General features: G+C 55.0%; 10 protein-coding genes. All 10 read right to left on the bottom strand.

Annotation, left to right across the window (positions count from 1 at the left end; genetic code table 11):
• Nucleotides 1-26: 26 nt before the first annotated feature.
• Nucleotides 27-3,275: a hybrid sensor histidine kinase/response regulator gene (locus tag BOW52_RS05150; protein WP_078483021.1), complete on the bottom strand. Its 3,249-nt coding sequence runs from the start codon at nucleotides 3,273-3,275 to the stop codon at nucleotides 27-29.
• Nucleotides 3,272-3,976, bottom strand: a complete 705-nt coding sequence (locus BOW52_RS05145; protein WP_078483020.1) for a chemotaxis protein CheW — start codon at nucleotides 3,974-3,976, stop codon at nucleotides 3,272-3,274. Before BOW52_RS05145 ends, BOW52_RS05150 begins: the two co-directional genes overlap by 4 nt.
• Nucleotides 3,973-5,310, bottom strand: a complete 1,338-nt coding sequence (locus tag BOW52_RS05140) for a CheR family methyltransferase (protein WP_078483019.1) — start codon at nucleotides 5,308-5,310, stop codon at nucleotides 3,973-3,975. The genes BOW52_RS05145 and BOW52_RS05140 overlap by 4 nt, the downstream gene beginning before the upstream one ends.
• A complete protein-coding gene (locus BOW52_RS05135) occupies nucleotides 5,307-5,780 on the bottom strand; it encodes a chemotaxis protein CheW (RefSeq protein WP_078483018.1) in 474 nt (157 codons plus the stop codon). Before BOW52_RS05135 ends, BOW52_RS05140 begins: the two co-directional genes overlap by 4 nt.
• Nucleotides 5,781-5,790: 10 nt before the next feature.
• Entirely contained in the window at nucleotides 5,791-7,848 is a 2,058-nt protein-coding gene (locus tag BOW52_RS17860) for a methyl-accepting chemotaxis protein (RefSeq protein WP_078483017.1), read from the bottom strand.
• Nucleotides 7,849-7,994: 146 nt separating this feature from the next.
• A complete protein-coding gene (locus BOW52_RS05125) occupies nucleotides 7,995-8,432 on the bottom strand; it encodes a hypothetical protein (protein WP_135622053.1) in 438 nt (145 codons plus the stop codon).
• Between the two features lie 97 nt (nucleotides 8,433-8,529).
• A complete protein-coding gene (gene htpG, locus BOW52_RS05120) occupies nucleotides 8,530-10,425 on the bottom strand; it encodes a molecular chaperone HtpG (RefSeq protein ID WP_078483015.1) in 1,896 nt (631 codons plus the stop codon).
• A gap of 68 nt (nucleotides 10,426-10,493) precedes the next feature.
• Nucleotides 10,494-10,970, bottom strand: coding sequence for a methylated-DNA--[protein]-cysteine S-methyltransferase (locus BOW52_RS05115; protein WP_078483014.1), 477 nt, complete (start codon nucleotides 10,968-10,970; stop codon nucleotides 10,494-10,496).
• A 39-nt stretch (nucleotides 10,971-11,009) separates the two neighbouring features.
• The gene (locus BOW52_RS05110) at nucleotides 11,010-12,755 is read right to left on the bottom strand and encodes a hypothetical protein (protein ID WP_078483013.1); all 1,746 of its coding nucleotides are present in this window, start codon (nucleotides 12,753-12,755) and stop codon (nucleotides 11,010-11,012) included.
• A gap of 76 nt (nucleotides 12,756-12,831) precedes the next feature.
• Nucleotides 12,832-13,194, bottom strand: a complete 363-nt coding sequence (rplS, locus tag BOW52_RS05105; protein WP_078483012.1) for a 50S ribosomal protein L19 — start codon at nucleotides 13,192-13,194, stop codon at nucleotides 12,832-12,834.
• Nucleotides 13,195-13,224 lie beyond the last annotated feature (30 nt).

Here is a 13,224-nt window from a genome sequence, read left to right as displayed (position 1 = left end):
TCGTAGCCTATCCCTACTACCGAGCGCTACGCCTCTCCTATCAGATCGACCACGGCCTCGATCAGGGTCTCATCGTGGAAGCTACCCTTGGCCAGATAGTAGTCAGCACCAGCCTCTAACCCGCGCTGACGATCCTCCTCACGATCCTTGTAGGAGACGATCATCGTCGGTGTGCTACTGAGACGGGCATCACTCTTGATTTTGCTAACAAACTCGATGCCATTCATGCGTGGCATATCGACATCACTGATGACCAGATCGTAGTTACCGACACGGATCGCATTCCAGCCATCCATGCCATCGACAGCCACATCGACACTGTAACCCTTGGTCTCGAGCATGTTGCGCTCAACCTCACGCACCGTGATCGAATCATCGACCACCAGAATCCGTTTACCCTGCTGCGGCGCGGCCTTCTCACCCACGCCCTCGCCGACATGCATCAGGCGACCACCGGAGATAAGCAGTTCAATCGAGCGCAGCATATCGTCGACATCAATAATCAGCGTCGGCGTACCATCTTCAAGAATCGAGGCCGCTGCAATGTCCTGTACCTTGCCGAGCCTGGCGTCGAGCACCTGTACCACCAGATTACGCTCACCGAGGAACTGTTCGACGACGACGCCGTAATGGCGGTTACGGTCACCAATGACAATCACCGGCAGTAGCTCGTTGCTATTCGTATGCCCCTCAACCTCAAGCACCTGATGCGCCTGCAGCAGCCCAATACTCGCCTCATCGACAATCACATATTGGCGCCCCTCCATGATCTTGAGCTGATCGCGCGGCACCATCATGGTCCGCTCGATGCGCGCCAGCGGAACCGCATAACTCTCACCACCCACATCAATCATCAGGGCACGTATCGTTGAGAGGCTGAGTGGTAGCTGCAGATGGATGCGCATCCCTTCACCCAGGGTTGAGGTGGCGTGCAGCACACCGCGCATCTCCTGCATCGTACTGTGCACCACATCGAGGCCAACACCACGCCCCGAAATCTCCGAGACCTGCTCACGGGTGGAGAAGCTGGGCAGGAACAGAAAATCGAGCAGCTCTGACTCCGATAGGTCTGTCGCCATCTGTTCGCTCACCATGCCGCGCGCCACTATCTTTTTACGCAGCGCCTCCTGATCGACGCCGCGCCCATCATCCTTAACGATAATGGAGAGCATGCCGGAGTTGTGTACTGCCTCAAGCAGCAACCGTCCCTCGGCCGGTTTACCCGCCGCCAGACGCTCCTCGGGGGTCTCCAGGCCATGATCGAGTGCATTACGCACCATGTGGTTGAGCGGCGCCTCAATCTTGTCGAGGATGTCACGATCGACCTTGGTATCCTTGCCGCGAATCTCGAACTTCACCTCTTTACCGAGCGACTTGGAGATATCACGGACCATGCGGTTAAAACCGTGTACACCCTCAATGAAGGGGCGCATGCGGCTAGAGATAACCTCTCGTGAGAGTCGATCAGCGAGTCGGGTATTACGTCGCTCAAAGGCGTCGAGATCGGTCAGGCGCTCGGTCAGGATCTGACGACATTCGCCCGCCTTGTCTATCGCCGTACCGAGCAGACTGAGACCGAACTCATCAACCTCGGCTCCCTCCATCGCCTCATTGAGCTCCTCCAACACACCGAGCAGCTCAACCTGACGATGACGCAGCTTCAGCAGCGACTCAGCAAAGGGGCGCAGATTACCCGCCTCGACCTGCGCCTCACCGGCGTAACCCATCAGGCGATTAAGCACGCTGGCGGTAACGCGTAGCGAACTGTCACTACTCTTTTTCGCTGAGGGTTTGTCAGCGGCGGGAGAGGCGCTTCTTTCTGATGTGGCCGAATCAGATTCAGCCGTGATGAGAGCGCTCCTTTCAGCGTCTGTCTCTACTGGAGCCAGCTGTTCAACCGCCGGGGCGGCGGGAGGCTCGGCATCAGGGTCAAGCAGTCGCTGCAACTGCGACTCAAGTGCCGCAACCTCGTTGGCGTTATCGTGCTGCCAGCTAATCAGTACTGCATCATCCTGCGCACCAATCTGCCCCAACATATCGACGCCTTTTAACAACGTATCGATATGCCACTCAAGTAGATCTAGTTCACCCTTCTGTGCAGCGACAAAAACGTCTTCCATCACATGCGCGACTCGTACAGCGGCATCAACACCGACCATCCGCGCAGCACCCTTAATCGAGTGGGCCGCGCGCATCATCGACTCCAGATCTTCCGCCGACGAGGGGGCCTTTTCCAGTGCCAGCAGTGCCTCGGTGAGGGTCTTGTTATGGGTTTCGATCTCAACACGGAACAGACCCAGCATGGTGGCATCGGCCAGGTTGACCGCTGCTGGTGCTGTCGTGCTCGCAACAGGTTCTGGCGCTGATTTCTGCTCGCTCTCCTCACCCGCCAGCAGCGCTTCAAGTGCGGCGACTCGTGTCGCAACCTGTTCACTATTCTGCTCGCTCCAACTCGCAATCAACTCACCGTCGAGTTCACCGATCTGGCCAAGCAGATCGACACTCTTCAGCAGTTCATCGACATGCTCTGTCGCAAGCAGGAGCTGCCCCTGTTGGGCTGCAACAAACAGATCCTCCATCACGTGCGCCACGCCCACCGCTGCATCGACACCGACCATCCGTGCCGCACCCTTGATCGAGTGGGCGGCACGCATCATCGACTCCAGATCATCAAGCAAACCGGGATCCTGCTCGAGTGCCAGCAGACCATCGGTGAGGGTCTTGTTGTGGGCCTCCACCTCCTGGCGGAACAGTCCCAGCATGGTCGCGTCGGCAGCAGAGATGGCAGGCTGCGATTTCGCTGGGACAGGTTCTACGGTGGGAGACTGCTCTGGCGCGGCCTTCGCCGCTACGGGCTGTTCAGTATCGGCACTAACAATTGCTGCAAGTTGAGCGGTAGCTGCCTCAACGGCTGCGCTATTGGCATCACTCCAACCGGCAACACCGTCCTCATCGAGCGTACCGATCTGCCCCAGTAGATCGACCCCCTTGAGCAGCGCATCGATATGCTCAGTACCCAGCTGCAGGTCACCGCGTTGTGCGGCAACCAGCAGATCTTCCATCACATGGGCAATGGAGACGGCAACTTCGACGCCGACCATGCGTGCAGCACCCTTGATCGAGTGAGCAGCTCGCATCAACGCATCGATCCCCTCAACGGCACTGGGGTTCTGCTCGAGCGCCAGCAACCCTTCATTTAGGGTCTGGTTATGGCTATCCACTTCCTGTTTGAAGAGATCGAACATCGAGAAACCGCTTAGATCACCGCCGCTCACGCAAGCCCCCTCTCTAGCGAGTAGAAGAGTAGTTCGTCATCAAGACAGGCGATCTGTTTACCGTTGTATTCGACCATCCCCTCGGTATAGGTTCCCTTGGCCTGGCCGATAGTAGCGGGTGCCGCTCTCATCTCATCTTCATGGAAGCGATAGGTACCGGTGACCTCACTCACTGGGAAGACAAAATCGCCCCCCTCATAGCTGGCAACGATCATCCGCTGGTGTGAAATATTGATCACGCGATTATTGGTCAGGGTGCCTTTATCCAGTGCCAGCAGATTTCCCAGCGAAACACAGAGTTTGAGCTCTCCATCCACGTTCACCAGACCTCGCAGTACACACGTACTCCCCTTGGAGAGGGTGTGGGGAATGGTGTGGATTTCACGAAGTTCTGATATCTCCCGAATCTTCTTCGTCGGCAACGCAAACCACTCATCACCGATGCGAAAGATCACCACCGAACGATTATCGATGGCGCGGGTCTGTTTGTTCTGCGCGTAGATATCGGCCCACTCGCGCATATAGTCATCGGCAACCCGGTTCTCAAGCACATGTCGTCCGGCTCTGGCGAAGGTGGGACAGTTGCGACAGTGCACGTAGCGCTCAAGCTCCGGACAGCGTGACTCTTCACGGCTCCAGACACCAATCCGGTTCCAGCAGTCGTCGATCGTTGTCAGATCGCTCTCCTGTTCCGATATCATTCGACCGACACTCCACTGTTGAGGCGATCACCCAGGCGCTCTGCGCGCTGGCGAAAACGCCTTGAGGCATCCAGGTCACCCTGACGCTCCATGATGGTTGCCAGGTGAACTACCACCTCATAGTGTCCAGGATCGAGATAGAGCGCTTTGCGCAGCAGACTCTCAGCACCGCCAAGATCCCCATCCGCCTGATGGATGGTAGCGAGCAGGTAAAATGCCTCTGCATCACTGCCGTTGATATCGATAAGTTGCTGACAGCAGACTGAAGCAGCTTGCATATCACCATTATCGGCAAGAGCACGAGCCTGCTCGATTGAGATTTCTTGATTCACCTCCACCTCAACCGTTGCCACCCGGGCCGCTCGCTGCAGCGGCTCTTCCGAAGCTGAACGCTGCTTGGGAGCCTCACCTGCAAAGGGTAGAGGCGCATCACTAACTGCTGTTTTCGTATGCGCTGTTGTTGATCTTGTTGGTTCCAGCTGACTCTTTAGGCTGCGCGGCTGGAAGAGACGTTTTTTGCGGCCACTCAACGCCCCATCATCAAATTTTCGATAGGCAAAGGAGAGCGGAAAACGCAGTGACGGATGCCAACCCTTGAGAAAGGAGCCCGTTTCGGCATGCCCCATAAAGAGCACACCCTCGGCGTCTAATAATCCTCGTAGCACGGAGACGGCACGTACTTGCGTGCTGCGATCGAAATAGATCAACAGATTGCGACAGAATATCACCTGATAACTGGCCGCATCTCGCATCAGGTCGGTATCAAACAGGTTGGCGTGGTGAAAGCTGACCACTGAACTAACCGAGCGATGCAGTCGATAGTGATGCTCATCATTGCGGCTAAAATAACGATCACGAAACTTCAGATCCTGCGAACGAAACGAGCCGTTACCGTAGATCGCTTTTTTCGCATTGTGCAGATTATGCTGACTGACATCGACCGCATCGATATGGAAACTACCTGCCGGCACCCCCGCACCGAGCAGGGCCATCGCCATTGAGTAAGGCTCTTCACCGCTGGAACAGGGGATACTCAGCAGACGACAACACTTTCCAGGGTTCTGCAACAACCACTCATCTCGCACATAGCGCACCAGCGAATCAAACGCCTCGGCTGAGCGGAAAAACCACGTTTCAGGAACCACCACCTCATCAATGAGTAGTTCGAACTCCTTCTGCGACTCACTCACCAGCTCGACGTAGCGAGTAATATCCTCTATCCCACCACTCGACATACGCTTGCGAACCGCATGTTCAATCGTCACCGAACCGACTGAGGACGGATTTAGACCAATCCGCTGTTTTAGTAGTGACTCGATCTTTTGCTGACTCATGAAGCGCCACTCACATCAGCACGATCGGTAAAAATGATGGCGCGCACCTCATCATTAAGCAGCGCATCAACATCGACCAGCTGGATCATCTCACCCGCCTCATTGAGTACATCACCCAGATAGGGCGCATTGGGTTGTACTACGCCGGGATCACTGAACTGATCACGCTCGCGTTGCAGGATTTCAGTTGCACCCTCCGCCAACAATCCCAGCACACGGATATCACCATCGGTGAGTGGGTAGTTAACCAGTACGGTGCGGGTGCTCATCCGTTTTGCGCAGGTGCTGCCGGTAGCCAGATGACAGATATCGACTACCGGTACCGGCTCGCCCCGATAGTTCATCACCCCAGCAATGTAATCCGGGGCCTGGGGCAGATGTGAGAGTCGCGTCAATGGCGCTATCTCCGCAACCTGTTTGATATCCAGGGCGTAGCGCTGATCAGCGATGCGAAAAAGCAGCAGTTGCATTGAGAGGGCCTCAGCTGCTCTTCTTCACCTTGAAGCGGGAGACACCATCCTGCAGCCCTCGGGCAGCATCGTTGAGCTGGGTTATCACGGTACCCGACTGACGCAGCGATTCGGCGGTGTTCTGTGCCACATCACTCAGCTGGCTCATCGCATCGTTGATCTGCTCCGCGCCGAGTGACTGCGACTGCATGCCATCATGCACCTGCTCGAAGCTGGGGGTCAGCATCTGTACCTGATCGATGATCTGTGCCAGCTGTGAGCCGACCTGATGTACGTTCTCAACCGCCTGGCGTACCTCATCAGAGAATTTGTCCATACCCATCACGCCAGAGGAGACGGCTGATTGCATCTCCTTAACCATCTGTTCGATATCCCAGGTCGCGACAGCCGTCTGATCGGCCAGACGTCGAATTTCAGTTGCAACCACCGAGAAGCCTGCGCCATATTCACCCGCCTTCTCCGCCTCGATGGCGGCGTTGAGTGAGAGCAGGTTGGTCTGATCGGCCACCTTGGTGATGGTCGTAACAACGCTGTTGATGTTGCCAGCCTTCTCACTCAGTACGGCCAGCTTGGCGCTGATTGCTGAGGTTGCCTCCATCATATGGTGCATCGTCTCTTCCATCGACATCAGTGCCGATTGACCATCGGTAGCCGCATTGGCGGTCTCCTCGGAGACCTGAGTCACATTACTCATGGTATCGAGCAGCTCACGCGCAGTGGTCGAGATTTCAGAGACCGTCGCCTTGATCTGGGTAGTAGTGGCTGCCTGCTCGGTAACCGCCGCCTCATGCTGCTTCGATGTGGCTGCGATCTGGGTCGCCGATGAGCCGACCATAAAGCCCGACTCCTGCACCTTGGCGACAAGCGCCTCGAGATTGCTGATCATGACAGCAATAGAGCATCCAAGGTGATCGATACTGTCATCACCACTAAAGCTCATCATCTCGCCGGTGAGATCACCCTCTGAGGCGGGAATAACTACATTTAAAATCGTCTCCACCTTGCCGTGCATCACTTCCGTCGTCTCACGCTCACGCTCGATATTGCTCTGCATTCGCTGTGCCATATTGTTGAAAGCGTAACCGAGTTTACCGATCTCATCAGTCGATTTGATATCGACCCGTGCGGTGGTCTCACCGGCCGCGATACGCTTGCTTACATAAATCAACTCATCAAGCGGCAGGAAGGAGCGGCGGATATACCAAAGCAGTATGACCGCAGCCAGTAGGATGGTAATGACAATAACGCTGTACTCAATCTCCTGAAACTCCTTGCGCTGTGCATAGGCCTCAGTTGAATTGTGAGCGATCACCAGATGGCCAAAGGGGATACCCGTGTAGTCACTGACGGGAATAATGCTGACGGTGTAGATATCGTCACCGTCATCCAGGATCTGCGCGATACGCTCCCCCAGTGCCGGCATCTCAACCGCCACCTCAGAGAGGAAGTTCTGCCCTCCCACCAGCTCCACCTCACCCGCCTCGCTGTAGACAAACACCTCTGAGGAGTCATTTCGTTGGAAATCGTCAATGGATGACTGCAGGCTCTTCAGATAGAGGCCGATACCGAGCAGTTTACCGCGCAGATAGAGGGGAAAGGCGACTGCATTGGAGATATCACCATCGTCATCGCGCACCATACCGAGCATGATCTTCTCTTCAGCGATCGCATCCTGAAACAGCGGAACTTGAGTCCTACCACTAAAACTACTGCCCGCCGCATAGATCACGTTGCCTTCTAGGTCGAGGATTGCGAGTTTTTCTAAAATGCCGGCCGAGGAGAGAGCCAGATGAGTGGTATCAAGACTCTCTTTGACCACATCGCCATTACCTGTCATCAACGCCTCAAGGGTGGCGTGGTCTCGCGTCACATCGGCAATGGCCGTTTCAAAACCACTCAGGCGATTGGCAACAATTTTGGACCAGAGCACACTCTTGCCTCGAACCGTCGCATCATTAAAGCGCCCCTCGGCATCTTCCAACAACATCTGACCGGCAAAAAAGACAATCAATGCTGTCAGAATTGTTGAAATAATGGAGATTGAGGTAAAACGAGCCCTGAGTGTCATATCCCTACTCTACTTGCTGTTATTAATCGTTGATTTAACGGGATAAACTACCTTTTAGCCACAGCCTATGCAAGGCGATTACGGTTCGATTTCGAAGAAAATATGGCCCTTTGCGCTCAGATTGTGTCTCTATTGCAACTAGAGCTTCACTCTTCGAGCCAACAGGAGAGCAATTGCGTTGTATGCCAATCACCCCAGTTTGGCTGACAGATACGGCGCTGCTCCTTTAAATGACCCCCCATACCTATGCCTTGAACGATGGCTATATTTTCGATCACGCCATAGCTCCAGAGCTGCATCTCGTTTGCCGGTGTTCCCTGCTCGGTGATAACGCTCAGTTCATCACCCTGTTCATCGACTAGAGTAAAGAAGCTGGTTGAGGCAAACGGCATCTTGCCTGAGACGACGACTCTACCCTTCACTCGCACCTTTTTTCCCTCAAAGGCAGCAGGATTGGCTGAAATATCACCCAACGCGGTAAAACTTCCTTCGATCAGATCGACACCGGCACTACAGCCACTTAACAGCACCACCATCAACAGAAGCGTCAGAAATGCTCGAATATTCGATCCTCGTGTATGCATAACCTCTTCCATCTATTCATCACTACTATTCAAATGATCGCCACGCACAACGAGGGCGGCCGAAGCCGCCCTCGTATAACGATCACATTTTTAATACTTAGGAGAGTTCGATCAATAGCTGGTTGAGACGCGCCACAAATGAGGCGGGGTCTTCCAACTGACCACCTTCGGCCAATAGCGCCTGATCGAACAGAATCGAACTCCAGTCACCGAAGCGATCACCATCCTGCTCATCGCGAAGACGTTTCACCAGCATATGCTCGGGATTGAGCTCGAGGATCGGTTTCGAGGCCTGAATCTCCTGCCCCACCGACTGCAGGATACGCTCCATATTGGCTCCCATACCGCCCTCACCACTCACCAGGCAGGCTGGAGAGCTGGTCAGGCGGTGAGTGATGCGAACCTCATCAACCTGTTCACCAAGGCTCTCTTTAACGCGACCGAGCAGCTCAGAGAAATCCTTCTCGACACTCTCCTTGGCCTTTTTATCCTCTTCATCCTCCAGCTCGCCAAGGTCGAGCTCACCACGCGCAACAGACTGTAGCGCCTTGCCGTCAAACTCGGTCAGGCTCGAGACCAGCCACTCATCAACACGATCGGTCAGCAGCACCACCTCGATACCCTTCTTGCGGAAGATCTCAAGATGGGGACTATTCTTAGCTGCGGCAAAACTCTCGGCAGCGATATAGTAGATCTTATCCTGCCCCTCTTTCATGCGAGAGAGATACTGCTCGAGTGAAACGTCCTGCTCCTCGCTGTCGGTCTCAGTAGTGGAGAAGCGCAGCAGCTTGGCGATCTGTTCACGGTTGGCAAAATCTTCTGCTGGCCCCTCCTTCATCACCTTGCCGAACTCCTTCCAGAAGATCGCATACTTCTCCGCATCGTTCTTGGCAACACCTTCGAGCAAACCCAACACCTTCTTCACCGAGCCGTTACGCATCGAATCAACGGCCTTGTTGTGCTGCAGAATCTCACGCGAGACATTTAGCGGCAGGTCGCTGGAGTCGATCACGCCCTTCACAAAGCGCAGGTAGTTGGGCATCAGGTGTTCGGCATCATCCATAATGAAGACCCGCTTCACATAAAGCTTAATGCCATTGCGACGATCGCGATCCCACAGATCAAACGGTGCTCGTTTGGGGATATAGAGCAGCGAGGTGTACTCAAGATTGCCCTCGACACGAGAATGGATATGGGTCAGCGGCTCTTCAAAGTCATGACTCACATGTTTGTAGAACTCGGTGTACTCCTCCTCACTGACCTCGCTACGTGAGCGCGCCCAGAGTGCAGAGGCGCTATTGACCTTCTCCTCTTCCTCAGGCGCCTCTTCATCTTCAGCTCCTGCCTCTTTATCCATCATGATCGGCAGGGTGATGTGATCGGAGTATTTACGAATAATGGAGCGCAGACGCCAACCGTCGAGGAACTCATCGTCCTCCTCGCGCAGATGCAGTACTACCTCGGTGCCGCGCTGTGCGCTGTCGACGGTCTCGAGGGTGAACTCACCCTCACCGGTCGATTCCCATCGCACACCGTGCTCGGCAGTCAGACCGGCACGACGGGTGGTCACCGTCACCCTGTCGGCGACGATAAAGGCAGAGTAGAAGCCGACACCAAACTGGCCAATCATATGGGCATCTTTGGCCTGATCGCCAGTCAGTGAATCGAGGAACTGGCGGGTTCCCGATTTGGCGATGGTGCCGATATTATCGATCACCTCCTGGCGATTCATACCGATACCGTTATCACTAATGGTGACCGTTCGTGCCTCTTTATCGAAGGCGACCCTGATCTTCAGATCGGTATCACCCTCGAACAGGGCGTCATCGGAGAGCCCCTCGAAGCGGAGCTTGTCGCAGGCATCGGAGGCGTTTGAGACCAACTCGCGGAGAAAGATCTCCTTATTGGAGTAGAGAGAGTGGATCATCAGCTGTAGCAGCTGCTTCACTTCGGTCTGAAAGCCCAATGTCTCTTTATGTGCGTCGGTACTCATCTATAAAACCCCTCATTTAATAATTTACTCTTATACGCCCGCTAGAGATGGGTGCATCCTGATGAATTTCAAGAGCGAGTCCCTATCTGCAGCTCATGTTCGAGTAGCCAGCGTTTGATGTCGAGATTATTGCCGTCCACCTCACCCGCGTAACCGCCCCACCCCTGTGCCGAGACGATACGGTGACAGGGAATGATGATCGGCAGTGGATTTGCCCGGCATGCGCCACCCACCGCTCGTGCTGCCGTTGCAAGTCTCTTTGCCGCATCTCCATAGCTGACACGACTCCCAACCTTAAGCGTGCACAGGTAGCTCCATACACGGCACTGAAAATCGGTGCCGTGAAGATCGAGTGGGAGAGTAAATGGAGCCGCTGGATCATTAAAATAGTTCAGCAACTCAGTCACGGCCTGTTCGGCCAGATTTGAATCGGGATCCTGCTCGGGCTGCTGCGATGGCAGAAATTCTATTCGTGCTAACGCCTGATTGACGATACCGATCCCCAGCCGCCCTACTGGCGTAGCAACGACGGCCCCGTATCTCACCCTAATAGCTAGCGTATCAACTGCAGTCTGCCTCGCTACTCAGCTTCCTAACTGGCGTTCGATTAACTGACGCCTCAGTGGGTCAGAGGTTGCGTCGTGCAGACGCTGATAGAGTGTCACAGCATCCTCAGAGAGACCCGCTGCCTGAAGTGCCTCAGCCGCCTCAAGCGCCGCGATCCATGCAGAAGGCTCCAGCACACCATCTGCCCCTGGCCGCGCCAGAGCGAGATAGCTAATCGCTGCCTGCTCATTCATGCCCGCACCCCGATAGAGATCGGCCAGACCGAAACGAAGCTGCTGTAGCCGCTCGGGCTGGACGCTATTTTCGATTAACTGGCGCTGCATCTGGATCGCCACCTGCCACTGCCCAAGGACGCGCATTTGACCCAGCAGCGCCATCACTTGACCAAATTGCTGCTCATCCAACGACTCATCACTATCAACGACAAGCCATAGCTCTGAAACGGCACTATCATTCCGCTTGATCGAGAGCAGACTCTCGGCTCGAGCCAATTGCCAATCGATCTTCACAACCCCCTCTGGTGCTGTTTCGAGTTCAACGATCAGATCGAGCAGCGCTGAATCAGCCTGAGCCATTCCTGCCTCGACCAGCTGGTAACGCACCGACTCCGGCAGGCGTTTGATATCGGAGATATGGGTACGATCGAGGTAGAGCCTCTTCAGTAGTGTCATCGCTTCTGGTATCTCTCCGACCATTCTGGCGAAGGCGGTATGAGCATTCTGCTGATGCATCTCTGCTTTGGCGTTCAGTAAAACCGATGCGTAGAGCGCTCGAGACTCCAGCGGCGCAGTCTCCCGCAACCGCTGCGCCTCAGTTAGCCACTCACTATCTTGACCGATCAGCAACTGCGCCCCATTCGCAATCACCTCGCCATAGGTTTGATAGGCCTGCCACAGATCGTTGCTGTGATAATTGAAGAAACTGCTCTGCTCGTCATCCAGCGCCAGATAGCGTTCCAATGCCGTAGTTAAGCCACTCAGATCGTTGCTTCGTTGGGCCGCTTCGACCGCCACACCCAGAAAATGGCGCGGTGATTTCACACCTTCACGCTCACTTACCGCCAGAGCATCGCTCCATATCAGCGTCGGAGAACGTGACCCACTACGCAGTGCCGCGAGCATCTGTAACAATTCGAAAGACTCGCCCTCTGTTTGTGCCAACAGTGGCTCAAGCGCACCAAATCGACCGCTGCGCAGCAGCGTCTCCGCTGCGACCAGACGCCACTGATAACTCTCGTCGTTATAGTCCTGTTGATAACGCACCATGGCAGCACGCGCATCGTCAAAACGCGCCTCCTGCAGGTAACTTTCAATCACCTGCTGTCGGAACAGTTGCACACGATCACTGTCTGTCCCTTCAAGGCTGAGCCAGATAAGTCGCTGTAGCTCGGCACGCGCCAATTGCGGCTTGTTCAATGCCAGAAACGCCTTAACCCGAAGCTGAAGCAACTGTGCCGACGCCTCTGCCCCTTGTTTGATCATCGCATCGCTCAGCGCCATCAACTCTTGCCACTGCTGCTCGCTCGCCAGACGATCAAGATGTTGCCACTGCCACTCCAGCCACATCGAAGACCCCACCCCCGTTGCGGGATCAACACGCTCAAGCAGTCGTGCCGCGAGCGCAGGTTCACCACGTGCAGCAATCAACTCAAGTTCATCGAGCAGCTGTGCATCGGTCTCTGCGTACAGTGGTTGCGAAATAAGGGGGAGTAGCACCAGTGACAACAGGCGCAGAGGAGTCTGGACTTGCGATAGCATTTTCATAGGCAACACCCAAAAAAAATACGGACGCCCTGTTTTCACAGGACGCCCGCATTTAGCGTTTCAGATTGAGATCCGTTTATTTGTTGCGGCGGATATCGAGCTTCTCCTTGATACGCGCCTTCTTACCGGTCAGGCCACGCAGGTAGTAAAGCTTGGCACGACGCACATCACCACGACGCTTGACGGTAACGCTGTCAACCAGTGGGCTGTGAGTCTGGAAGGCACGTTCAACACCCTCGCCATTGGAGATCTTACGAACGGTGAAGGCCGAGTTGAGACCACGGTTACGCTTGGCGATAACAACGCCTTCGAAGGCCTGAAGACGCTCACGATCGCCCTCCTTAACCTTAACCTGCACAACGACGGTATCACCGGGACCAAATGCCGGCACATCCTGTTTCATCTGCTCGGCTTCAAGCTGTGCAATGATATTACTCATGGTTCTACTCCACTAAAATCAATATTTAAC

The organism is Solemya pervernicosa gill symbiont (assembly GCF_002020875.1).
Lineage (GTDB): Bacteria > Pseudomonadota > Gammaproteobacteria.
This window is presented reverse-complemented; position numbering and strand designations above follow the sequence as displayed.